Source organism: Vibrio sp. D431a (assembly GCF_030248655.1).
Lineage (GTDB): Bacteria > Pseudomonadota > Gammaproteobacteria > Enterobacterales > Vibrionaceae > Vibrio > Vibrio alginolyticus.
Window position 1 is genome coordinate 201,244 of sequence record NZ_JAHGAP010000019.1, and the last position, 23,591, is coordinate 224,834.

Genomic DNA, 23,591 nt, shown 5'->3' on the forward strand with positions numbered 1-23,591 from the left:
TTATGTCAATCAAGCTAATGTAGTAAATTTCTGATTCTCATATAGTTTCGACCATAGTCACCATCTATTGAATTGATAAGCAATATCAGTTTTCTCCTCCAGCTTTTCCGTAATAACCTCCTCTACAGTTTCTAAGGTATTGAGCCCTGGAGGGGGAAGAAAAATGACAAACAAGAAATTGACTACAGCAGCAGGTTGCCCTGTCGCACATAACCAAAACGTTATGACTGCAGGTCCTCGTGGCCCTCAACTATTACAAGACGTTTGGTTCCTTGAAAAATTGGCACACTTTGACCGCGAAGTGATCCCTGAGCGTCGTATGCACGCAAAAGGTTCTGGTGCTTACGGTACGTTCACAGTAACGCACGACATCACAAAATACACTCGCGCTAAAATCTTCTCTGACATCGGCAAAAAAACAGAACTATTTGCTCGCTTCACTACCGTAGCTGGTGAGCGCGGTGCAGCAGACGCAGAACGCGACATCCGTGGTTTCGCACTAAAATTCTACACTGAAGAAGGTAACTGGGACTTGGTTGGTAACAACACACCAGTATTCTTCCTACGTGACCCACTAAAATTCCCAGACCTAAACCACGCTGTAAAACGCGACCCTCGCACTAACATGCGTAGCTCTACCAACAACTGGGATTTCTGGACATCACTACCAGAAGCATTCCACCAAGTGACTATCGTAATGAGTGACCGTGGTATCCCAGCCTCTTACCGTCATATGCATGGTTTTGGTAGCCACACATTCAGCTTTATCAACGCAGAAAACGAGCGTTACTGGGTGAAATTCCACTTCAAAACTCAACAAGGCATCAAGAACCTGACTGACCAAGAAGCAGAAGCGATCGTAGGTAAAGACCGCGAAAGCCATCACCGTGACCTTTACGAAGCGATTGAGCGTCAAGACTTCCCTAAATGGAAGATGTACGTACAGATCATGCCTGAGCTAGAAGCGGATGAAGTCAACTTCAACCCATTCGACCTAACACGTGTATGGTCTCAAAAAGACTACCCACTGATCCCAGTTGGTGAGTTCGAACTGAACCGTAACCCAGAAAACTTCTACGCAGAAGTTGAGCAATCAGCGTTCAACCCAGCAGCAGTAGTACCTGGTATCGGCTTCTCTCCAGATAAGATGCTACAAGGTCGTCTGTTCGCTTACGGCGATGCTCAGCGTTACCGTCTAGGTGTGAACCATCATCAAATCCCAGTGAACGCGCCTCGTTGCCCTGTTCACAGCTACCACCGCGATGGTGCAATGCGCGTTGATGGCAACTTTGGCTCAACACTAGGCTACGAGCCAAACTACAAACAAGAATGGGCAGAGCAACCAGATTACTCTGAGCCACCTCTACGCATCAACGGCAACGCTGATCACTACGACCACCGTGTAGACGAAGACTACTTCAGCCAAGCGGGTGACCTATTCCGTCTGATGAGCGAAGAGCAACGTCAAACTCTGCTCGATAACACAGCTCGCGCAATGGACGGTGTACCAGAGTTCATCCAACAGCGCCACGTTCAACACGCATACCAAGCGGACGAAGCGTACGGCAAAGGTCTTGAAATTGCACTAGGCTTAAACAAGTAAGCGAACGCTGCAATCATTACACTGTGTGATTTAAAGACGAAAAAAAGGAGGTGCTCTACAGCACCTCCTGATTTCAAATCACTAATCCTTAATCACAAGTCACAAACCATGCTCAAGGAGATTCATTATGATTAACTTAGATTTCTTTAAGCTCTTTGATACCAAAGAACTGTTTATCTATTACTGATTCATCAACTACTGATTTTTAGCTACCGCTTTGATCAGTACTGATGTATCCATGCGACCTAAACCATCACGTTGAAGGTCTGCGTATTGCTCATCCACTTTCTTAGTCAGTGGAAGTTCTAGACCCACTCGCTCAGCTTCTTGCAGACAGAAACCTAAGTCTTTGCGCATCCAATCAATAGCGAAGCCAAAATCGAACTTGTCTTCAGCCATCGTATTTGCGCGGTTTTCCATCTGCCAAGAACCTGCAGCGCCATGCTTAAGCGTTTCTACAACTTGAGCGATGTCCAAGCCTGATTTTTGTGCCAGCAACAAAGCTTCACTCAGCCCTTGTAAAACGCCACCAATACAGATTTGGTTTACCATCTTACAGCGTTGACCCTGACCGTTTTCACCCAGTAGCGTCATCTGCTTCGCGTACACATCCATCGCTGGAGACACACGGTCAAAAATGCTTTGTTCACCACCACACATGATGGTTAGAACACCATTTTCTGCGCCTGCTTGACCACCAGAAACTGGCGCATCAATGAAGTGATTACCATACTTAGCACACGCTTCAGCCAGCTCAACCGCTAGGTCTGCAGAAGTGGTCGTGTGATCGACTAACACTGCATCCGCTTTCAAACCGACCAGAATGCCTTCTTCATCGTAAACAACGCTACGAACGTCATCATCATTACCCACGCAGGTAAAAACGATGTCACAGCCTTCTGCCGCTTCACGTGGTGTTTCACAAGCTACGCCTTGGTATTCTTCAGCCCATTTGTCGGCTTTCGCTTTTGTGCGGTTGTATACTTTGGTTTCAAAGCCCGCTTTACTTAGGTAACCAGCCATTGGGTATCCCATCACTCCCAGACCAATAAATGCTACTCGTTGTTTTTCCATTGCACGCTTCCCTTAGTTCACCTGACTGAAATGTTTCGTAACATGCTACTAAAGAATTGAAATCATTACTCGTGATTTCTCTTTCCACGGTCTCGATGATCCAGTATTTCAGTTCGTTTATTGCGCCTTCTACACCCCTTTACTTGACGATTAGCATAACAGTCAAAGCACTTAAAAAGGTTTACTACTGCTTAGCATGGAACATCGCTTGCCCACTCTTGTCCTTGTTCGACCAGAAATTGATGTTGAACTGAGCATCATCGCTCATCTCAATGCGGTGCCAGTACTGCGGTGGACTTGTAGCAAACTGGCCTGCATTAATCACCACCACTACTTCTGCTTCTGTGGCATTTTCATCAGCAAAGCCGTAGTAAGTCACTTGCCCTTCCATGACGCAAAGCTGTCCAAACACTCCCTCAGCGGTATTGTGATGAGTCAGTAGCGCTGGTGGCACATTGTCTTTAGTGAAGAAAGGCGTTGAACGTTGAACAGTCCAGTCTTTAGGAATTCGTAGATGCGACATAATAATACCCTCTCTAATTACAATTCTTTTCGTTTAAATCGGTTAAGCCTGACCGGCTTGAGACAACTCTCGAAGCAATGGAAATGCTTGCGTAACTTGTTCTCCCGTCACGACGAAGCCCATGAGTCGGCTATTTTCATCTTCTGCTTTCGCGGCAATGCCAGTTTGAGAAATCTGCACGCTCCAGTTCGTCACCGAACTAAAATCGCCTGCCAATTGAATTGGGTAGCTCGGCGTTTTGACCTTTACCATCATGGGCGGTAGTTTCAACTCTGCTTCTTGCCCCAGTAGTTGTTTGCCCAAAGCATTGGCACTTAGCACGATCGGTTGGAGGTACGGCATCATTCGACCTTGGATCTCAGCGCAATCGCCTAATGCAAATACATTGGCTGCTGATGTCTGTAATCGAGCATCCACCTCGATGCCTTTATTGATACTCAACCCACAAGCCTTCGCTAACCAAGTGTTAGCACGTAAACCCGCCGCTGAAATCACTACATCAGCTTCGATTGCCTTACCTTTGCTCAAGCTTGCCACCAGCGAATCATCCGAGTGATTGATCGCGACAACTCCAGTCTCCAAGGCAAGTTGAATACCTTGCTGCTTAAGTTGATTTTCAAGCGGCAATGCGACGAATTCAGGAATCAAGTTAGCGAGCAAACGGGGATTTGGCTCAACCACCGTAACTGCTTTACCACTGGTTGCGAGATCCATGGCGATCTCGACGCCGATCAAACCACCACCCATTACTAGAATTCGTTTCGCACGGCTAATTTGCTCTTCCGCTAATTGATATTCTTGTAGCGAGTTTAGCGTTATCACCTCAGGTGCTGCATCGCCAGATATTGGTGGCACAAAGGCTTTCGCGCCTGTCGCAAGCACCAGTTTGGAGTAAGGATAGGTTTGGCCGTTGGCGACCACTTGCTGAGCTTGCACGTCGACATGCTCAATCATGGTATGGGCGAACAGTTCGATGTTGTGTTCCTGTGCGAACGCCTCACCACTTTTAACTACCAAGTCTTGGGCGGTTTGCTTGTTGCTGAATACATGACTCAAATCAGGCTTGTTGTATTCCGCGCCATCATCAGCAGTAAACACTTGCAGCGGAATATGTGCGTCCATTCGACGCACTGTTTTCACCAATTGGTAAGCCGCAAAGCCGCTACCAATAATCACAATAGGTGCTTGCATATTCGCCCCCTTACCCGTTGTATTCGACAAAGACGTCTTTACCCAAGTGACATTCTGGGCACAAGAAGTAATCTGGCACTTCAGACCATGCCGTACCCGGTTCAACGCCTTGATTAGGCTCACCTTTAGCTGGGTCGTATACCCAATTACAAACTGTACACACCATGCATTGACAATCTGCGGGATGCGCCTCGGTAGTAGGGTTACTAGGAGCAGCATCTTTCACAGCTTGTGTTGTCGCTGGCGCAGCGGGTTGTGATTGAACTTGTGGTGCAGACGCAGCAATCGCCGGAGAAGTAACAGAACTTTTCAGGTAATGTCTTGCCCACAATTTCGCGATGTTCTGACCATGTTCGCGACATTCACGCATCGCTTTACCATCTGGTCGCCATTTAGTTTTCAAACTCACCGCGGTTTCAAAACCTGCATCAGTCAATCGAGCATGGATACGATCCACCGCGCCACCATTCCACCCGTAGCTACCGAATGCAGCGGCCTTTTTCGCTTTAAAGCGCAGACCGGTAATTTCTTCTAGCATGCCAGCGATCTTCGGCATCATGACGTTATTCATGGTAGACGAACCAACCAAGATGCCTTTTGAGCGGAATACATTGGCGAGAATTTCATTCTTATCATGCTTAGAGACATTAAAGACTTTGACTGCTACACCAGGATCGACATCGTGAATGCCTTGCGCGATTGCATCGGCCATCATTCGAGTGTTGTTTGACATAGAATCGTAGAAAATCGTAATGCGATCTTCTTGATAATTGTCTGCCCACGCCAAGTATTGCTCGATGATTTGAACTGGATTATCGCGCCATACAATACCGTGTGACGTTGCGATCATGTCGACAGGCAAATTAAAGCTCAGCACCTCTTTGATTTTAGCGGTTACCAAGCTGCTGAATGGCGTTAGGATGTTTGAGTAGTAACGCAAACACTGTTCCATCAACTCATTTTGATCCACTTCATCATTGAACAGGCGTTCATCGCAGTAGTGCTGACCAAATGCGTCATTGCTGAATAACACTGCATCGTCAGTTAGGTAAGTCATCATGCTGTCTGGCCAATGCAGCATCGGCGCTTCCACGAACACCAATTGCTTACCGTTGCCAATATCAATGCTGTCGCCTGTTTTTACGGTTTTGAAGTTCCACTCAGGATGGTGGTGATGACCAACGATGGAATCAATCGCCGCTTCTGTACAGTAAATTGGCGTGTTCGGAATCTTCTCCATTAATGCCGACAATGCGCCTGAGTGATCTTCCTCTGCATGGTTTACCACGATAAAGTCGATAGACTTAAGATCGATTTCCATTTCTAAATTTTGGATGAATTGTTGACTGAATCGATGATCGACCGTATCAATCAATACGGTTTTCTCTTCACGAATTAGATAACTGTTGTAGCTGGTACCTTTTGTCATTTTGTATTCTGTACCGTGGAAATCTTGGACTTCCCAATCGCGTTGACCTACCCAGTGGATGTTGTTTTTTACGTGAATTGTCATAATTACTACCTTGAATGACGGGATAAACAAAAATAATTTCTTCTTGTATTGCACTGGGCATGCCAACTTTTAATTGCCATATATTTCAATATCTTAATTGAAATCCAACTTTAACAAGTGTCATTTAGACACAGTTGAAAATTGTCATTAAGACACTACAATAGTCATATTGACACAATCGGTATTGGCTATGACTTCTTTAATCGCGCAATGGCTACACATCACGCAAGACCTTAACTCGGCCCTCACTCAACAGGCTCGCTTCGATACGTTGTTAACCACGATTCGAGAGGTATTGAAGTGTGACTCTTCTGCCCTTCTTTTGTATGAAGACCAACACTTTAAACCTTTAGCGATCAATGGATTGGCGAAAGAAGTGCTTGGACGCCGTTTCTCCATTGAGCAGCACCCAAGATTAGAAGCCATTGCCCGAGCAGGCGATATCGTGCGCTTTCCCTCTGACAGCGACTTACCTGATCCATACGATGGCTTGATTCCAAACCACGATGACAAACTGCATGTCCATTCCTGCATTGGTTTACCTTTGCTGATCGACGATCAACTGATTGGTGCCATTACGATTGACGCCTTCGACCCCAACCAATTTGATGGGCTGCGCAACCAAGAGTTACGTTTTGTCAGCGCGTTGGCAGCAGGTGGCTTGCACACTGCACTTCTGCTAGAGCAACTAGAAACTCAAGCGAGCCTGCCACGTGACTCTTACGCTGAGAAACGCACGTTGAGTAACGAAATCATTGGCAACTCTCAGGGCATGAGGAATCTTCAAGAGCAGATTGATGCCGTCGCCGATACGGAATTGTCTGTGTTGGTCATGGGAGAAACAGGCGTAGGTAAAGAGTTGGTTGCCAGCGCTATTCACCATCGTTCTAGCCGATCGAACAATACTTTGGTTTACCTCAACTGTGCGGCGCTGCCAGAATCAGTCGCGGAAAGCGAGTTGTTCGGCCATATCAAAGGCGCATTCACAGGCGCAATCAGCAATCGTAAGGGTAAGTTTGAACAAGCCGATGGCGGCACACTGTTTTTAGATGAAGTCGGCGAACTGTCGTTAGAACTGCAAGCTAAGTTACTTCGAGCTCTACAATACGGCGACATTCAACGTGTGGGTGATGACCGCCATATTCGAGTCAATACACGCATTGTCGCCGCCACCAACCGTATATTGCATGAAGAAGTGACTGCTGGTCGCTTCCGAGCCGACTTATATCACCGCCTAAGCGTCTTCCCGCTTCATGTTCCACCTCTTCGTGAACGTGAAGACGATGTGGTGTTACTCGCAGGCTTTTTTGCCGAACGTTTAAGAAGCAAATTGGGATTGAACAGCATTCGTTTGTCCCCCACTTTGGTGCAGGCACTCAAAGACTATTCATGGCCAGGCAACGTGCGAGAGCTTGAACATGTCATTAAACGTGCTGGTGTTTTGGCAAAAGCGCGTACCCACGCCATGGACATTGAGTTAGTTGAGCAAGATTTTGACATCCGAACGCCGAATCAGAACATCAAGAACGTTGAAGAAACGGAACAAAAATCTCGGCTTGAGCTACCAGAAGGCGGATTAAAGCCTGCCACAGACGCCTTCCAAAAAGCGATGATTGTTCGAGTTCTGGAAGAGAACCAAGGTAACTGGGCAGCAACGGCACGTCAGCTTGAATTAGATAACGGCAATTTGCACCGATTAGCAAAACGGCTAGGGATAAAATAGACACTAACGAATATCACCTAATATGGCATATTCATCGCCAAATAAAGAGCCGATGCCCAACCGCTCACTCAGCCCACTATAAGTAGTGAGCTGAGTGCTCAGATAGAATAGCCACCTAAGTTTGACGGTATTTTCTTCTAAATTTTATTGTCTTGAACCACCTCACAGATTTAATAACCCTTAACAATAAACACAATAATAGTTAAGGTATTTTTATGAGCCAGATCTAATAAAATTAAATATATAGTATTTATTTTAAGAATCTAAACTTTCAAAGTTCATCATAATAAATACAACCTCTATGTATACACTTTACCTTCAAAAAACATCAAAATATAATCCCTTCGATAAAAACACTTAAATGAATTTAACTGTATAAAAGTGAGGAGAATAAAATATGGGATATGGGGCGACAGTATATTCATTAGATACTGAAAAGGTTTTTAACGTACTAAAGAATGAGCGTAATCCAGAGCTAGAAAAAGCCATCATGGAAAGGTGTCAAGACTCCTTTAAAGTGATTAATGAAATGCTGGAAAGTAGTGGCGAAAGCATCCGAGCTGAAGAGCTTCTTATGCAGATGCTGTCTGAAGAGATAAAATACAGTCACTTGGGTTACGCCTATGCTTACTTGCTTGAAGCTATATGTAAGATCACTGGTTATTACTTATCCAATAACTCTTGGTATCCTTGCGATGTAAACGATTTCTGCGATATTCCATTCACTAATACCGATTATCCCATAAAATTCCCATTCCCTGACGATTTCCCTGTTGTTTTTATGATAAAAAATCAAGATATTCACCAAGATAACGTTGACTTCGGAGGCTTATCAGAGCAACAAATATCTGAAGTCAAGAGCTGGTACACTCATGCAGTCGTAAACAATCGTGACTTGGTATTATTTTATTATTAATTTTAACTATTAATAAATTATCCAATAGTTAAAATAACAATAGAATATTAATAAAACTCTAGCTTATATTAAGATAGAGTTTTATCTATTTAACTGAAATTTTTATAATTTTAAAAATATTATATTTCACACCTAATTTATAGACTCTGTGTATAGTGTGTTCAGAGGCAATGTGAACTCATAGGATCAAAATCAAGTTCTAATTTTTAGAAGAAAAACCGATCTGCTTGTGTCAAAATGCGCCATCCCAACCAAAAAGTCTTAATGTAATGAACTACCAAGCTGCTATTTTTGATATGGATGGTTTGCTCCTTGATACTGAGCGCGTCTGTATGCATATTTTCCAAGAAGCATGTGAAGCCCAGAACCTACCCTTCTATAAAGATGTTTACCTTTCAATCATTGGTCGCAATGCAGCGGGCATTGAAGTGATTTTTCGTAAAGCTTATGGGGATGATCTTGACCGCTTACACCAAGAGTGGCGCGACCGTTACGACGCTGTGGTTAAGCACCAAGCGATACCGGTAAAAGAAGGGGTGATTGAGCTGCTTGAGTGGTTGAAAGGCCAAGGGTTGCCAATTGCAGTCGCCACTTCTACAGCAAAAGAAGTGGCACAGAAGAAGTTGGAGTTAGCGGGCCTAAGCAAGTATTTCGACAACTTAACGACAGGCTGTGAAGTGTCACACGGCAAACCTGATCCAGAGATCTACCTGCTTGCAGCAAGTCGTCTAAGCGTAGATCCAACCAAATGTCTCGCCTTTGAAGATTCAAATAATGGCGTACGTGCTGCGGTAGCAGCGAACATGATCACTTATCAAATTCCTGATTTGGTTGAGCCTTGTGACGAAATAAAGCAATTAGGCCATACTGTCGCACCTTCACTGCATGATGTGTTGCATGCGTTAAAACAAACTCGCTAGGTCTACTTGTCGTCTGTTCTCTAGAAGCTCAGCAATTTAGCTGAGCTTCTTTCTTGAAACCTCTCCAATACCGTAAAACCAAACAATTCTGCCACCCGTTTAGAGAGATTATTTTCACCTTAACTCTGGCTAATCACGACTTTTGATTTAACTCACGCAATCGCATGAAATAAGGCATTTGAGTGATCAAATAGCGGAACTGACCAGTACAAGCTTGCAACAAAACGTCAATATACCGATTGAAGCACGTTTTTGGAGTGAAAATTGGCTGATAATGAGAACTATTGGATAAGATCAATCCAAGTCAGCCTAAAATACAAAATGGAGAGTGTTATATGTCTTTACGTTTATTAGCAACAACCTTCGCATTAGTAGGAATGAGCTTTGGTGCCCAAGCCAGTGCCGAGTGTGAAGTGTCATTAGATGCTAACGATATGATGCAGTTTTCTACTAAAACATTGAGCGTACCAGCCACTTGTAAAGAGGTAAAACTGACGCTTAATCACACAGGTAAGATGCCAGCGCAATCGATGGGTCACAACGTGGTCATCTCTGACACAGCCAACCTACAAGCAGTCGGTACTGATGGCATGGCAGCTGGAGCAGAAAATAACTACGTAAAACCAAATGATGATCGCGTCTACGCTCACACAAAAGTAATTGGTGGCGGTGAAAGCACCAGCATTACGTTCAGTACTGAGAAAATGAAAGCCGGCGGTGACTATTCATTCTTCTGTTCATTCCCGGGTCACTGGGCAATCATGCAGGGTAAATTTGAGCTAAAATAAAAGATTTAGCCAAGCCAAAAGAAGACTCATTATAGGGAAGCCAAGGCTTCCCTTTTTGATAGATAAAATAGCAATTGAGAAAGGTCTAACACGTCTGGAAACGTGACCAAGAAACATAGCAAGTAAGAAACCCTTGCTCCATTGAGATTAAGTTCTTTTACGAAAACTCATGGGTAAAAATCGGATTTTTGTTTTGCCTTTCCGAGACACTACTAAATGATAAAAGTCATTCAATACCATGTAACTCTTTCCAGTTTCCTGGATGAACCACATAGCCGAACAGAGCATGCCCACCATAAACCAATTCAGTTCCTTCCGGTATCCACAGCATCTGACCTGGGTGCACAAAATGTGTTTCACCATTTGCGGTCAGCTCGAAACAGCCTTCAATCACGAAAATAACTTCATCATAAAGCACTGTCCAAGCCACTTTAGCGCCTTCCCATTTAGCAAAGCCTACGCCAATGTTTGGTGAAATTTCTGGGCTTAACGCCCTGGCAACATACGCCATTCCCGGCGTATCACCACGAACATTGAAATCTAGACTTTTACTATCAACAAGTTTGACTTGCTTCATAATTCACTCCGGCTTTGCCATTTTGCTAATTGGATACGCGTTTTTACTCCCAAACCTAAAAAAGGCTCTGGCGGATTCAAACAAGGCATTCCTGTCACTTGCTGTATGTCATCCAATGATTTAGATGTCGCACCAACGACATAGTCAGCTAACAGTGTTCCAGAAATGGTTCCCCACGCAGCACCAACACCATTGTCACAAGCGCTGGCATAAACACCTTCATCTAATTGACCGAAAAAGTTAGTAAAGTTACGAGAGATGGCATACACCCCACCCCATGTGTGAGTAAATGGTACGTCGGCCAGCTCGGGATAACGCGCCAGAAAGACCTGACGATGATAGTCGCGAATTTGTTCTCTGACTTTATCGTTCATGCTTGAGCCATATTTCGGCACGTGTTTGTAAGTATTGCGGATCAAAATACGTCGATCGGCGGTCATACGTAACGTCGTTCCCGCATGATCAGCTGGAGTTAGGCCCCAATTCAACTCTCCTCCGTATCGCTGCATTTCTGCGTCAGTCAATGGACGCGTCCAGCTTGCAAACGTCATCACTGGAAGTAGTCTGTTTTTAAGATAACCAAACTCCCGAGTAAAAATGCTGGTCCCAAGCAGCAGTTCAGGGGTTTCAACAGAGCCACTATCTCCATGTAATACCCAGCAACCGTTTTCTTTACTGAGCTTGCGGATTGGCGAGTTCTCTAACACCTCGACGTTCTCTGGAAGGCTTTCCCCTAGCCCACGCACCAAAGCAGCAGGTTGCATTAAATAACCACCTGGCGTGTAAATTGCGCGGCTGTAGTAGTTGGTTCCCAAGACTTTCGCCAGCTCACTGCCATTAACATGGAAGTATGGTTCGCCAAGGTCTTTCATTAGGTGCTCAAAGTGATCGAGATACGCTTCACCGCGCGCCCCTACGGCTCCTTGATATTTGCCCTTTGCTGACCACTGACAAGAAATACTGTGCTTCGACACTAAAGTGTTTAGCTGAGCAATCGCAGAACGGTTGAGCGACAATAACTTTTGCTTGTGCTCAGGGTCGGGATGCTCAAGTGAAAACTTATGAGGCAAATCGATAACAAAGCCCGAATTTCTTCCTGAAGCCCCTTGGCCGATACGTTGCGCATCAATCAGTATAATTCGTGCATTAGGCATAAGTTCAGCTAAACGTCTTGCCATAGCTAGGCCTGCGAAACCGGCACCTAACACGGCATAGTCAGCACTTTGTTTACCTTTTAACGCCGATTTTTCTGGAATACTTGGCAACGCATGATACCAACCACACGTCACGTCATCATTGGGTAAATGAATCATCTTTTTTCTCCGCTACGCTGCTGACAGTTTCAATGACAATTGATCTAGCCAAGGGCCGCGTAATGACTGTACTTTTCTTCCTAGCAACGCAAAACCGAGCATTGCTCCTTCTGGTGAATAAAACGCAGCGGTCAATTCATCTGCTTGGTTCTCGATGTACCATTGTCCCTGTTCTTCAGCGGCTACCGGGAAAATCGTGAGTGGAAGAATCGGCGTTTTTACAATCACTGGAGTTGGTGTTAACGAGATAGAGGCGACATCGCCTAGCAAGCTTTTCGCTACAGAAGGGATCATTTGATTAATCGGCGCAATATAGGGCTGCCACCCGTGATCAGTTTCAACACAATCACCTAGCGAGTAAATATTCTCATCACTCGTCTGGCCGAATTGATTCACTTTAATGCCGCGGCCCACTTCGAGCCCTGCTTGCTCAGCCAGAGAAACATTTGGCTTGAGTCCAACCGCGCTCAGCACTAGATCTGCTTCAATCTGCTTGCCACTGTTTAGATGTAAAACCGCACTGGATGCGGACCTTGGCTCGATTCTGGTGATACTGTCTTGTAGAGCCCATTGCACGCCTCGATCGGCAAGTGCGCTTTGTAATGATTCACCCAACTGTTGCGGGATCAAACGCTCCATTGGCCATTGACCCAACCCGATAACTGTTACTTCATAACCGCTTTCGATCAGATCATTTGCGAACTCACAGCCAATTAAGCCATCACCTAGGATCGCGATGCGCTTTTTGTCTTGCAGCTCCGCTCTGAAACGGCGGTAATCAACTAAGTCGTTCACACTCATAACCCAAGAGCGATCGCCCTCAATTGGGATTTCAATCGGTGATGCACCTGTTGCCAGTACCAAGCGGCTGTAGGCGTATTTACCGATGGAGGTATGTAACGTTGAATTGGCACGATCGATCTGTTCAATACGGGTATGCGGGTAAACTCGGATGTTGAGACGGCTTTCCCACTCCAACGCGCTCTCACTTTGTAGCGCGTCGCCGTCTTTATTCATGACCAGTGCATTAGACAAGGCAGGCTTGCTGTACAGTGCGCCATCATCAGCGGTAAAGACAGTGATCGGAACCGTTTCAGATTGTGCTCTAAGTGCCGCTGCCAACTGGTAACCACTGTGGCCACTGCCGATGATAACGATAGGGTCAGCTGAAAATATAGGTTGAGTGACTTCAGATGGAAGTGGCTGAGCCGTATTTGGCTGAACAGATGCTTCTACCGACACCGAAGACACCACTGCAACCTCTTCTAGTGGCACATCGTCGGTGATTTCGATCATTTCAAAATCGGCCTTACCCACTAAACAGTCAGGACATAACCAGTCATCCGGTACATCTTCCCATGCTGTTCCTGGTGCAATGCCATCGGATGGCCAACCTTGTGCTTCATCATAGATTAAGCCGCAAATAATACAGAGCCACTTTCTCATCACTTATACTCCAACTACCTTGTTCAGAATTTCCGTGTTTACAAACCGCTGTCAGATTTGTTGTGATTCCATCAACCTCGCCCTAGCTTGTGGTCTGAAATCCAAGCCGGTACGAGGTGATGAAAATACAGTTACACGGTAGCTATACGTTGCTGTCTTGCTGCAAACGAATGGCAATATTGCGTGTCTGGACGTAGCTATAAATCGCTTCTTGTCCTTTTTCTCGCCCAAACCCGGACAAGCCCACGCCACCAAATGGTGTTTCGATGCCACCAGCAAACCATTCATTGATGAACACTTGTCCACCACGCAGTTGCTGTGCCACACGCAATGTTTGGTTTAGGCTTTCACCAAAGACACCAGCAACCAGGCCAAAATCGGTGCCATTCGCGATTTCAACGGCCTCTTGCTCGGTTTCAAACGGCGTAATTACCAGTACAGGACCAAACACTTCTTCTTGAGCAATACGCATATCTGGTGAGGCTTCAATCACCGTCGGTGCCACAAAGTAACCCGACAAATCAGGGGCGTAGCCACCCGTTAGGATGTTCGCGCCGTCGGCTTTTGCTTGTTCTATCATTTCAAGCACGCGCGCTTGTTGATCAGCCGATACCAACGGTGTGATGTCCGGCTGGCTTTCGCCTTGGCCAATGGTTAGGCTTTTTGCCATTTCCACAACCGCCGCTTTTACTTCTTCATAACGCTCTTTTTGAATCAGCAAACGAGACATTGCCGAACAAACTTGACCAGCGTTAAAGAAAATACCGACTTGAACGCTTTGTAAAAGCGTTTCGAGACTCACATCTTTCAGTGCGATAGCGGCCGATTTACCACCCAGCTCCATCACCGATGGAGTAGCGCGTTGCGCTGAATCTTTCAGTATGCGTTGGCCGGTCGGCACAGAACCTGTAAAGACAATTTGATCAACATCTTGATGCTGCACCAAGTGGCTGCCAACTACGGAGCCTTTGCCACATAGCAAGTTAATCGTGCCTTTTGGGAAGCCCGCTTTTTCAATCGCTTTAATCAACAACGTCATAGCGAGTGGGGAAATCTCTGGCGATTTGATCACCACTGCGTTACCAGCAGCTAATGCAGGTGCTAATGAGCGTGCACAAATAGAAACTGGGAAATTCCACGGCACAATCTGCACTGACACACCAAACGGCACATATTGGGTGAAATCGACATAATCTTTACCCAACGGAATTGACGTGCCTTCCAGCTTGTCGGCCATGCCAGCGTAGTATTCGAAGTAACGTGCCGATTCTAAAAACTCATCTTTGGCATCTTGCAAAGATTTCCCATTTTCACGGCAGGCAACTAACCCACCTTCATCAACCATTTCACGAATAGCCGCGGCGGCTTTTAACATCCACTCGGTTCTGACGGCTGGACGAACGTCCGAAAGAAGGCCTTGATTGACTACTCGACGTGCCGCTGCCATTGCGCGATCGGCATCGATGATAGTGGCTTCTGCAATCGTCGCATACGCTTCGGCTGTACCAGGGTTCATGACGGTCAGCGCTTGCTCTGAATCGCACCACTCACCATCAATATAATTAAGGTAATGCATCATATTACTGCTCCAGTGCCGCTTTCACTTGCTTTGCCAACCAGGTTTGAAAGAAATGCGTCGGAACATCCATTTCTGGTGAGAACACGCCACCACCAAAGCCAGGTGAGTAACGACCTTCCTGCATACCTTCGACCGCTCCAATATCTTCGCCGAATACGACTCGCCATGACTCAACGGTAGCAGTACGGCACGCAGCGAACTCATCTTTCGTTGCTTCATCACCCACATAGAAAACACGTAGGTGCTCAACACTCTTATTCGCAGTGATTGGTTCAATCATCATTGCAAAGGCATGATCGGCTTGAATACCAAGCAACACGTTTGGAAAGAGTGCAACATATTCTGCATGACGCAGTTTATCTTCTGGCCAGCTTGGAAATTTAGGTAAGTGTGTACCTGCAGTATCAGAGAGGTTGTATGCGAGACTACCTTGGCCAGCGAAACGCTCTGCAAACATGATGTTGTAGTGATCCTCTAGGCGAGAATAACTGTTCAAACTCGGATGCACCCAAGGTAAGTGGTAAGCTTCACAGTAGTTTTCTACGGCAAGCTTCCAGTTACTTTTCACTTCTATCTCTAAGTTGCCACCCATGTTCACGCGGCGAAGAAGCCCTAATCCTTCTTCACCTAAGAATTGCTGCCAACGTTGCTCTAGCGGCGCGATATGCTCTTCAAAGCTTTCAGCATTGCCCGATAAGTTGACGAATACCATGTCCATCCAAACGGCTGAACGAAGTGGCTTAAGGCCATGTTTTTCACACTTAAATCGGTCATCTTTGTGTTTTGCGATACCACCAATGTGTGGTGTGCCTTTTAGATTGCCGTCAAGATCGTACGTCCATGAATGGTAAGGACAGCGAATCATGCCTTGAACTTCGCCTGCCTCATGCACCAGCTTCATACCACGATGACTACATACGTTGTGGAAAACTTGGACTTCACCTTGGCGATTTCTCATCATGAGTAGTGGAAGATTCATGAAATCAAGTGGCATCACATAACCATTTTTAAGCAGGTCTGATGCAAAACCAATACATACCCAAGTGTTACCAAACACCTGATCACGCTCAAAAGTAAAATACTCTTCGCTGGTGTAGGCCTGATTCGGCATTCCTGTTGCTTCACTGATTGGGTTCAGTACATTATCAACAAGTTCAACAGGAATAATGGTTTGGTTGACATTGCTCATATTCTTATCTCCGAGAGTCGAGTTGCATCCAGTGCGTACAACATCGTGTTGTGTTAGTGGAGATGATTTTGATTAACAACCCGGCAACAAACAAACGACTTTTTCGCCGGGCTTGGATGAGTTTTTGTCATTCATGCATTGATCTCGAACAAAAAAATAACCTTTTAATTAACAATGATCTTCTTGTCATGATTAATACTCATTAACCGATGAGTATTAATCAGTTGAAACACAAAAGCCCTCTCTCTACTCTCTTTCAAAAATTAACAATAACGCAACAAACAATAACGCTAAAACAAACGCACTGTGAGGGATGCCTATGAGAGCAACATCTGGGATATTGAAAGGACTCAATCCGACTGTGACTATCGCATCAAAGATCGTCGTTATCGGTTTTGTACTTTTCTGCGCCATTCTCGCCAACCAAGCGGGCCAATACTTCGAAACGATTTCCGGCATTTTGCTGCAGAATATGAAGTGGTTTTACATCGGACTTGTTTCACTCGTTGTCGGTTTTCTTCTTTACCTTATGGTTAGTCGATATGGACATATTCGTTTGAGTAAAGATGACGAAAAACCAGAGTTTAGTTATTTGTCTTGGGTATCCATGCTTTTTTCCGGAGGCATGGGGATAGGCTTAATTTTCTGGTCGGTCGCCGAACCGATGTGGCATTACGCTGACAACCCATTTACTCAAGGCCTGACCAATGAAGCCGCAACAACATCAATGAAACTGACATTCTTTCACTGGGGTCTACATCCTTGGTCTGTCTTTATCATTGTTGCACTCGCATTAGCTTACTTTTCCTACCGTAAAGATCTGCCTTTTACCCTACGCTCTATCTTGTACCCTTTGATTGGCGATCGTATTTATGGGCCTATCGGGCACACGGTTGATATCCTAACAGTCGCGGTGACTGCTTTCGGTATCTCTCAAACCTTGGGGATGGGAGTTATCCAAATAAACTCTGGTTTGAATCAAGCCTTTGGTCTAGACATTAGTTTGGGGATTCAACTCTTTATTATCGTTTCCCTTTGTACTTGTGCGGTTGCGTCGGTGCTATCTGGTGTAGGAAAAGGTATTCGCCGTTTATCAGAATGGAACATGCTGCTTTCACTCGCACTCGTGCTAGTCGTACTTTACATTGGTCCAACTCGCTATATCTTAAATACGCTACTCGAAAGTACGGGGCTTTATGCACAAAACATTGTCGGTATGAGCTTATGGAGCGATGCACAGAATGACTCTGGCTGGCAAAACTGGTGGACGGCTTATTACTGGCCTTGGTGGATGACTTGGGCGCCTTTCGTTGGCATGTTTGTAGCTCGTATCTCTAAAGGACGCACAATACGTGAACTTATCGGTGGCGCATTAATCGTACCTACGCTAATCACGTTTTTATGGATTTCAGTATTTGGTGGTGCAGCGTTGAAGGTAGAGCAAGACGCTCGTGTTGCTCATCAAGAGCAAGTCACTGCGGCACAAGAAGCCAAACAAACACCACCTGCGGATTTTTCTGGCGGCCCGATTCTTGAAGCGACTAAAGCCGATACGACACGCGCTTTGTTTACGCTATTCGACAATCTAGATACAGGTATGTTTGGTAAACTACTTAGCGTGCTTGCGTGTCTATTACTCGGTACTTATTTCATTACCTCCGCAGACTCGGGTACCTTGGTTCTATGTACCCTCGATGCCGCTGGGCACAGTGAGCCTCCTACCTCTATACGCGTATTGTGGGGGATCATGATCGCAGCCATTGCGGGAGTACTTCTATACGCAGGAGGGTTAAAAGCAATGCAAACGGCCTCCATTATTGCCGGTTTCCCTATCGCCATTTTTATCGCAGTGATGAGCTTAACGCTGTTTCATAGTATTCGACGCGAACCTAAGCCATGGGCAATGCTTCCTGAGCATGTTCACCCAGAGCAAGAGAAACTTGATGGTCCTGTTGAACCGCTTGTTGAAAGCAAAACAGTGGTTTCCGAGCCTATCGCTTCAACATCCTCACTAAAAGATGATTCCACACTCAATCAGGGACCAGTACTAAGTTAGTGCGTCGTTTCATCAATCAATTAAAACAAAGCGGGAACTGGTACTCCCGCTTTTTAACATGACCAAACTCTGTTATTTTCTCTGCTTATTGATTTAGGCTAAACCTCGATCACCCACCTCATCTGGCAACTGTTGCAAAAGCCACTCTCTAAAACGCTTGACGCTTGCTGGGATTAAACCTCTATTTTTAGGTTCAAGCATAGAGAAATTGGAAGGTGTTGAAAGCACGTGTTCGACTGGCCTAACTAAAGCACCGCTTTGTAAATAGTCGTCCACTAATGACCCCCAGGCTAACGCGATTCCCTGACCATTAATTGCCGCTTGTAACAGCATTGGATAGTTATTGATGTTCATGCGATTACGAGGCGAAATATTTGGCAATCCTACACTCGCAAACCACTGCTCCCAATTCACCCAATCTCTTTGAGACTCTTCCAGATAGAGTAACGTTTTATTGAAGATTTCTTCTGGCTTACTAGGCTGGCCGATTTTCTCTAGATAAAGCGGGCTACACACAGGGAATACTTCTTCTGAAAATAGCGTTGTCACGTCCATTTCCGCAGGTGGAGTGCGACAATAAAACAAGGCGATATCGCAATCTAATCGGCGTAAGTCCAACACATTATCTGAGGCCAATATCCTTATATCGATGTCATCATGTTCATTTTGAAATTGAGCAACCTTAGGCAACAACCACAAGGCTGCCATTGCATTTGTCGTCGCAACCGTGATCTTTTGTTCGCCCTGCCACTTCTTCACTTCACCCGTGATTTGAGCAATATCGAGCAAAGATTGGCTGACAGCTTGATAATATTGAAGACCTGTAGGCGTTAAATTAATGCTTCGATTGGCTCGCGTGAACATAGCCTTGCCTAAGTATTCTTCTAATTGTCTAATTTGGCGACTGATAGCACCTTGGGTCACGTTTAGCTCGTCAGCGGCTAATGTAAAACTCAAGTGCCGCGCCGACGCTTCAAACGCAACGAGGCTATTTAAAGGTGGGAGGGGTTTGATTTTCATGTATCTTCCAGTAAGGCAGTATTGTAATTATTTTTATTCCCGGCAATCTTATGTTGCACGTGGATAATGCCATTCTGGACAACACCTCAAAAACGACAATTTATAAATGATAAAAAATAGAGATGAATCATAAATTGTTGTGAGACAGACTGCCGTATACAGTTTCGTGGCTACAACGAGCACAAAAAGAGGAGCAGTTACTCCTCTTTTGTCTAGCCTTTTGCTCACTTTGTACGAGTTAGCCCATTTACCCTATTGCCAGTTTAGTACTCGCGTAACGCGCTTTTTTCTTTCTTGGACTGGCTAAGAAGTACGCTAATGTAAGAGGCCCTAATCGTCCCATAAACATCATGAAGATGATCACTAACTCACCCGGTTCGGACAAACTGCCCGTTAAGCCTCGCGATAACCCAACCGTACCCAGTGCCGAGACCGCTTCGAACATAATGTCTAACATAGACGCTTTCTCTGTCAGTAACAGCGTGAATATGGCAAACCAAGTCACCCCCACCGAGATCAGAGTCAGCGCCAATGCCTTGCTGATGGTCTCTTTGGGAATCTCGCGTTGAAAGGCATAGGTTGCTTCATCGCGACGCAAATAGCTGTAAGTTGCCAAGACCAATACCATAAATGTCACAACTTTAATGCCACTTGCCGTACTCAATGATCCACCGCCGATAAACATCAACACCAGAATGATCGCCATTGTGGCATCTTCCAACTGATCGATAGCTAAAGTGTTGAAACCTGCCGTTCTTGGCGTCACCGCTTGAAACCACGATGCCCACCATTTCCCTGCTTCGCTCAAAGGGCCAAGCGTGTTGGGGTTCTCATATTCAATCAGGTAAATGGCGATAAGTGCCACCACGTTAATGATCACCGTGCCTAAGATCATCATTCGACTGTAAACGGTGAGTCGGTGCCAACGGCGATTGCGTTTTAAGTCAATCCAAACCGAGAAGCCTAAACCACCAATAATGAACAAACTGGTAATGGTGAAGTTAACGATCGGGTCGTCCACGTAAGGCATTAAGCTATCGGCACTCAACGCAAAACCTGCATTGTTAAACGCACTGATGGTGTAGAAGAAACCATGGAACAAACTGGTTTTCCAGCCCAGCTCTTCACTCCAATAAACGCTCAAAATAGTGAAACCAATAAGTTCAACGAGCAGAGCGAACATCAATACAGATTTAGCAGTGGCAATGAGTGTCGATGAGTCAGTCTGGTTGAACGCCTCTCTCGCGACGGCTCGCTCCAAAAAGCCAATTTTTCCGCCCAGAGCCAGCAAGGTCACGATGGCAAACGTCATCAAACCTAAGCCACCACATTGAATCAGGAAAGCAATAACCACTTGCCCAAAAGGCGTAAACGCCGTGCCCGTGTCCACCACAACTAATCCCGTCACCGTAATGGCCGATGTTGCTGTAAACAGGCTTTGAATCCAAGTGATGGGCTCTGTGGTGGCAATCGGCAGTTTGAGTAAGACCGTGCCGAGCATGATCAAGCACGCAAAGCTGAGGCTAAGTATTAATGGCGGTGCGCCCAACAATTTTTTGCCCGCTTTGGGTTTTCGCTCGATTGGGATAACAGAGGGATGCCACAAAACCATGTTACACCAACCTTGGAGCGACGTATTTCAGCTCAGCGCGACTACCGCAAAGCAACAGCGTGTCGAACTCATTAAGCACAAACTCATCATTGATATTGGTGTAGACGGCTTCTTCGCGCTTCACCAAGATAGGCTGAATGTTGTAACTGCCTCGGCTGATCAACTTAGAAAGCGGCGTATCGTGCAGATTGGATTTAACGTGGATTTCCACCACATACAAACCATGCCCCATTTCCAAATAGTTGTTCACCATCGGATAGTTGAGTGCCTGCGCGACTCTTACGCCCATCTCCTCTTCCGGATGAATAATGCGTTGTACACCAAGCTTAGACACGATGGTGTGGTGTGCTTTGGTGCTCGCTTTGACCCAAATAGATTTCACACCCAGATTTTTCAGCGCCAGCGTACACAACAAACTGGCTTGCATGTCTTCGCCAATCGCCACCAACACCACATCACTGTTCGCTAACGCTAACTCTCTGAGTGCACCTTCGTCTGTTGCGTCACATATGACCGCTTGCGTTAACTCTTCGACGTATTTCTCGACGATTTTCGGGTCGCTATCCACCCCCGTTACGGTGTGTCCAAGATGAATAAGTTCTAAGCTAGCGGCAACGCCAAATCGCCCTAAACCAATTACTGTAAAGTGAGCCATATCAATCCCTAACTGTGTTTTATGTATAGAAAATGCTAATGCGCTAAGGGCTAGGCTGATTTTCCGTCACGAAAAATAGGCAACACGAATCCTGTTCGAGTGCCGATAACCAGCACTAAACCTTGGCATTAACGTTGATTAAATTTGGAATTTAGTGGTGCTTGGACGTCTCAAGCACTAAACGATAACCCAGCCCCGGCTCGGTTTTTAATAGCCGCTGTTCGTCAGCACTATCGTTCAGTTTTTTGCGTAGTTGACTCACTAACACGCGTAAGTAGTGAGTGTCTTCGACATGACTTTTTCCCCAAATCACCGCTAGCAAATGAGTTTGCTCAATGAGTTTTCCCGGCTTGAGAATCAACTGTTCAATGAAAGAAAATTCTTTCTTGGTGAGTGGAATTTCCCTCTGATCCAACCAAAATTGGTGGGTGCTTTTGATGATTTTGACTCGGCCAGCCACCAGCTCATCAGCGATGGATTTCTCATCCACCAAATCTCGAACCAGCACTTTGATGCGCGCGATGAGCTCTTTTACGCCAAAAGGCTTGCTTAAGTAATCATTCGCGCCCGCTTCTAAAAGGCGGATTTTTTCCTCTTCTTGATCGCGAGCTGTCAGCACTAGCACTGGCGTTTTATACGTCTGACGAAGCGTCGTGAGAAACTCCGTCCCATCGCCGTCGGGCAAGCCTAAATCTAGCAGAATGACGTGCGGCGAATGTGCTTCGAAACACGCTTTGGCTTCTGCAATGGTACTCGCGCCAATGTAATCAAACCCTTCAGCAGACAGCGAAATTCGAATAAAGGTATGAATGCGAGGCTCATCGTCCACGACTAAAACTTTGTAACTCACGCCTGCTCTGCTCCTTGATTGAGTGGAAGTAGAATGCGGATCAGCGTCCCTTCTGATACTGGCATAGATTGAATCTCTCCTTGGTGTGCGATGATGATGCCTTTGGCAACCGCGAGTCCCATTCCGGTGCCTGAATCGGCCGATTTGTTGTTCGCGCCGGAATAGAAAAGGTTGAATATTTTTTCCGCATCTTCAGCTTTGATGCCAATCCCCATGTCCCGAACATCAATCACGCACGACAAACCCTGCTTAGAAAGTGAAACCTCAACAGATTCATTCTCTGGTGAAAATCGCATGGCATTATCCAGCACATTAAAAATCGCTTGTTCGATGAGCGAACGACTTACTGATAAATAACCAACGGAATCATCCATATTCATGGACACTTTCTCGGTGTAATTCGGCAAACGAGAAACCGCATCCCGCACAATATCTGCAATCAGCTCATCTTTTTTGGTAATTTTTAATGTGCCGTGCTGGAGCTTAGTCGCCTGTAAGAGGTTCTCGATATATTGATGCAAGCGATGGCTTTCTGAAGTCGCACTGTCGAGCAATTCTTTACGCTCTAAGTCATCGAGCTTGGGCATGTACTCGTTGAGTGTGGTCAGTGTTCCAATAATGGTTGCTAGCGGCGTGCGTAGGTCATGGGACACCGATAGCAGGATGCTGTTTTGCAGCTTGGTTTGTTTTAACTCTCCCTGCTGCCGACGATAAAGATCCGCAAAGGTGCTGGTGATAAAAGCCACCACCATAAACACGACTAAATTAAAAATGTCTTCCGGACGAAACATCTGCAAAGAGTAACGAGGCGTCGTGAAAAAGAAGTTGAAGCTCAACGCTTCGACCACCGCCGCCGCATAAGCGAATCGCGAGTTGCATTGAAACGCCACTACCACGACCGCTAACTGTAAAATCAGCAGGACTGCGGCTGTAGAGCCAAACAGTTGGTCTAACAGCCATGAGACGACAACCGCACCAACAATCACGGTAGTAGAAAAGAGAAAGGTGTTATCTCGCCATTGAACAAACATAAAATACATCAA

Annotated in this window: 20 protein-coding genes and 1 pseudogene; 6 read left to right on the forward strand and 15 right to left on the reverse strand. The window is 45.7% G+C overall.

Features of this window, described 5'->3' with window-relative positions; genetic code table 11:
- The first annotated feature begins 163 nt into the window (after positions 1-163).
- A complete protein-coding gene (locus tag KJB35_RS17295; protein ID WP_033906756.1) occupies positions 164-1,603 on the forward strand; it encodes a catalase in 1,440 nt (479 codons plus the stop codon).
- 195 nt (positions 1,604-1,798) lie between these two features.
- Here KJB35_RS17295 and KJB35_RS17300 read toward each other — a convergent pair whose 3' ends face one another.
- From KJB35_RS17300 to norV, 4 genes are all read right to left on the reverse strand, one after another.
- Entirely contained in the window at positions 1,799-2,677 is an 879-nt protein-coding gene (locus KJB35_RS17300) for an NAD(P)-dependent oxidoreductase (RefSeq protein WP_285358321.1), read from the reverse strand.
- A 184-nt stretch (positions 2,678-2,861) separates the two neighbouring features.
- Entirely contained in the window at positions 2,862-3,200 is a 339-nt protein-coding gene (locus KJB35_RS17305; RefSeq protein ID WP_005375231.1) for a DUF1971 domain-containing protein, read from the reverse strand.
- A gap of 42 nt (positions 3,201-3,242) precedes the next feature.
- Complete coding sequence (gene norW, locus KJB35_RS17310) at positions 3,243-4,391, reverse strand: NADH:flavorubredoxin reductase NorW (protein ID WP_172563910.1); 1,149 nt, start codon at positions 4,389-4,391, stop codon at positions 3,243-3,245.
- A 10-nt stretch (positions 4,392-4,401) separates the two neighbouring features.
- The gene (norV, locus tag KJB35_RS17315; protein WP_172563911.1) at positions 4,402-5,904 is read right to left on the reverse strand and encodes an anaerobic nitric oxide reductase flavorubredoxin; all 1,503 of its coding nucleotides are present in this window, start codon (positions 5,902-5,904) and stop codon (positions 4,402-4,404) included.
- Between the two features lie 190 nt (positions 5,905-6,094).
- On the opposite strand from norV, the gene norR reads away from it, so the two are divergent.
- The 4 genes from norR (at position 6,095) to azu (ending at position 10,251) form a co-directional block, all read left to right on the forward strand.
- Entirely contained in the window at positions 6,095-7,627 is a 1,533-nt protein-coding gene (gene norR, locus KJB35_RS17320; RefSeq protein WP_138939658.1) for a nitric oxide reductase transcriptional regulator NorR, read from the forward strand.
- Between the two features lie 397 nt (positions 7,628-8,024).
- Complete coding sequence (locus tag KJB35_RS17325) at positions 8,025-8,543, forward strand: hypothetical protein (RefSeq protein WP_005375218.1); 519 nt, start codon at positions 8,025-8,027, stop codon at positions 8,541-8,543.
- A 269-nt stretch (positions 8,544-8,812) separates the two neighbouring features.
- Positions 8,813-9,463, forward strand: coding sequence for an HAD family phosphatase (locus tag KJB35_RS17330; protein ID WP_053307895.1), 651 nt, complete (start codon positions 8,813-8,815; stop codon positions 9,461-9,463).
- Positions 9,464-9,798: 335 nt separating this feature from the next.
- Positions 9,799-10,251: an azurin gene (azu, locus tag KJB35_RS17335; protein WP_005375211.1), complete on the forward strand. Its 453-nt coding sequence runs from the start codon at positions 9,799-9,801 to the stop codon at positions 10,249-10,251.
- A gap of 226 nt (positions 10,252-10,477) precedes the next feature.
- Here the strand turns inward: azu and KJB35_RS17340 are convergent, their stop codons facing one another.
- From KJB35_RS17340 to KJB35_RS17365, 6 genes and pseudogenes are all read right to left on the reverse strand, one after another.
- Positions 10,478-10,828: an ethanolamine utilization protein EutQ gene (locus tag KJB35_RS17340; RefSeq protein ID WP_005375208.1), complete on the reverse strand. Its 351-nt coding sequence runs from the start codon at positions 10,826-10,828 to the stop codon at positions 10,478-10,480.
- Positions 10,825-12,141 (reverse strand): FAD-binding oxidoreductase, encoded by a 1,317-nt coding sequence (locus tag KJB35_RS17345; RefSeq protein WP_053307896.1) that lies wholly within the window; start codon positions 12,139-12,141, stop codon positions 10,825-10,827. Before KJB35_RS17345 ends, KJB35_RS17340 begins: the two co-directional genes overlap by 4 nt.
- A gap of 12 nt (positions 12,142-12,153) precedes the next feature.
- Positions 12,154-13,437 carry an NAD(P)/FAD-dependent oxidoreductase gene (locus KJB35_RS17350; protein ID WP_230818686.1) on the reverse strand — a complete coding sequence of 428 codons (1,284 nt, stop codon included), beginning with the start codon at positions 13,435-13,437 and terminating at the stop codon, positions 12,154-12,156.
- A pseudogene (locus tag KJB35_RS17355) lies at positions 13,426-13,587 on the reverse strand (rubredoxin); the annotation flags it as partial. The pseudogene KJB35_RS17355 and the gene KJB35_RS17350, both read right to left, overlap by 12 nt.
- A 142-nt stretch (positions 13,588-13,729) precedes the next feature.
- A complete protein-coding gene (locus KJB35_RS17360) occupies positions 13,730-15,166 on the reverse strand; it encodes an aldehyde dehydrogenase family protein (RefSeq protein WP_172563912.1) in 1,437 nt (478 codons plus the stop codon).
- Position 15,167: 1 nt separating this feature from the next.
- The gene (locus tag KJB35_RS17365; RefSeq protein WP_053307899.1) at positions 15,168-16,355 is read right to left on the reverse strand and encodes an aromatic ring-hydroxylating dioxygenase subunit alpha; all 1,188 of its coding nucleotides are present in this window, start codon (positions 16,353-16,355) and stop codon (positions 15,168-15,170) included.
- A 319-nt stretch (positions 16,356-16,674) separates the two neighbouring features.
- Between KJB35_RS17365 and KJB35_RS17370 the strand changes: the two genes are divergently transcribed.
- Entirely contained in the window at positions 16,675-18,411 is a 1,737-nt protein-coding gene (locus KJB35_RS17370; protein ID WP_044129598.1) for a BCCT family transporter, read from the forward strand.
- Between the two features lie 93 nt (positions 18,412-18,504).
- Here the strand turns inward: KJB35_RS17370 and gcvA are convergent, their stop codons facing one another.
- The 5 genes from gcvA to KJB35_RS17395 all read right to left on the reverse strand — a co-directional run bounded on the left by gcvA (position 18,505) and on the right by KJB35_RS17395 (position 23,579).
- Positions 18,505-19,431 carry a transcriptional regulator GcvA gene (gene gcvA / locus KJB35_RS17375; protein ID WP_017635307.1) on the reverse strand — a complete coding sequence of 309 codons (927 nt, stop codon included), beginning with the start codon at positions 19,429-19,431 and terminating at the stop codon, positions 18,505-18,507.
- 247 nt (positions 19,432-19,678) lie between these two features.
- Positions 19,679-21,043 (reverse strand): TrkH family potassium uptake protein, encoded by a 1,365-nt coding sequence (locus KJB35_RS17380; protein WP_054730158.1) that lies wholly within the window; start codon positions 21,041-21,043, stop codon positions 19,679-19,681.
- Between the two features lies 1 nt (position 21,044).
- Positions 21,045-21,698 carry a TrkA family potassium uptake protein gene (locus KJB35_RS17385; protein ID WP_005375180.1) on the reverse strand — a complete coding sequence of 218 codons (654 nt, stop codon included), beginning with the start codon at positions 21,696-21,698 and terminating at the stop codon, positions 21,045-21,047.
- Positions 21,699-21,849: 151 nt separating this feature from the next.
- On the reverse strand, positions 21,850-22,548 hold the full coding sequence (locus KJB35_RS17390) for a response regulator transcription factor (protein WP_053307901.1): 699 nt from the start codon (positions 22,546-22,548) through the stop codon (positions 21,850-21,852).
- On the reverse strand, positions 22,545-23,579 hold the full coding sequence (locus tag KJB35_RS17395; protein ID WP_171344188.1) for a DUF4118 domain-containing protein: 1,035 nt from the start codon (positions 23,577-23,579) through the stop codon (positions 22,545-22,547). The genes KJB35_RS17390 and KJB35_RS17395 overlap by 4 nt, the downstream gene beginning before the upstream one ends.
- Between the last annotated feature and the right edge of the window lie 12 nt (positions 23,580-23,591).

What these genes read in the sequence shown, in the direction of transcription:
- KJB35_RS17295 (WP_033906756.1), top strand. Translation starts at nt 164, where the DNA reads ATGACAAACAAGAAATTGACTACAGCAGCAGGTTGCCCTGTCGCACAT.
- gcvA (WP_017635307.1), bottom strand. Translation starts at nt 19,431, where the DNA reads ATGAAAATCAAACCCCTCCCACCTTTAAATAGCCTCGTTGCGTTTGAA.
- KJB35_RS17365 (WP_053307899.1), bottom strand. Translation starts at nt 16,355, where the DNA reads ATGAGCAATGTCAACCAAACCATTATTCCTGTTGAACTTGTTGATAAT.
- KJB35_RS17345 (WP_053307896.1), bottom strand. Translation starts at nt 12,141, where the DNA reads ATGATTCATTTACCCAATGATGACGTGACGTGTGGTTGGTATCATGCG.
- KJB35_RS17325 (WP_005375218.1), top strand. Translation starts at nt 8,025, where the DNA reads ATGGGATATGGGGCGACAGTATATTCATTAGATACTGAAAAGGTTTTT.
- KJB35_RS17305 (WP_005375231.1), bottom strand. Translation starts at nt 3,200, where the DNA reads ATGTCGCATCTACGAATTCCTAAAGACTGGACTGTTCAACGTTCAACG.
- KJB35_RS17380 (WP_054730158.1), bottom strand. Translation starts at nt 21,043, where the DNA reads ATGGTTTTGTGGCATCCCTCTGTTATCCCAATCGAGCGAAAACCCAAA.
- KJB35_RS17300 (WP_285358321.1), bottom strand. Translation starts at nt 2,677, where the DNA reads ATGGAAAAACAACGAGTAGCATTTATTGGTCTGGGAGTGATGGGATAC.
- azu (WP_005375211.1), top strand. Translation starts at nt 9,799, where the DNA reads ATGTCTTTACGTTTATTAGCAACAACCTTCGCATTAGTAGGAATGAGC.
- KJB35_RS17370 (WP_044129598.1), top strand. Translation starts at nt 16,675, where the DNA reads ATGAGAGCAACATCTGGGATATTGAAAGGACTCAATCCGACTGTGACT.
- norR (WP_138939658.1), top strand. Translation starts at nt 6,095, where the DNA reads ATGACTTCTTTAATCGCGCAATGGCTACACATCACGCAAGACCTTAAC.
- KJB35_RS17360 (WP_172563912.1), bottom strand. Translation starts at nt 15,166, where the DNA reads ATGATGCATTACCTTAATTATATTGATGGTGAGTGGTGCGATTCAGAG.
- KJB35_RS17350 (WP_230818686.1), bottom strand. Translation starts at nt 13,437, where the DNA reads ATGATCGAAATCACCGACGATGTGCCACTAGAAGAGGTTGCAGTGGTG.
- norV (WP_172563911.1), bottom strand. Translation starts at nt 5,904, where the DNA reads ATGACAATTCACGTAAAAAACAACATCCACTGGGTAGGTCAACGCGAT.
- KJB35_RS17330 (WP_053307895.1), top strand. Translation starts at nt 8,813, where the DNA reads ATGAACTACCAAGCTGCTATTTTTGATATGGATGGTTTGCTCCTTGAT.
- KJB35_RS17340 (WP_005375208.1), bottom strand. Translation starts at nt 10,828, where the DNA reads ATGAAGCAAGTCAAACTTGTTGATAGTAAAAGTCTAGATTTCAATGTT.
- KJB35_RS17395 (WP_171344188.1), bottom strand. Translation starts at nt 23,579, where the DNA reads ATGTTTGTTCAATGGCGAGATAACACCTTTCTCTTTTCTACTACCGTG.
- norW (WP_172563910.1), bottom strand. Translation starts at nt 4,391, where the DNA reads ATGCAAGCACCTATTGTGATTATTGGTAGCGGCTTTGCGGCTTACCAA.
- KJB35_RS17385 (WP_005375180.1), bottom strand. Translation starts at nt 21,698, where the DNA reads ATGGCTCACTTTACAGTAATTGGTTTAGGGCGATTTGGCGTTGCCGCT.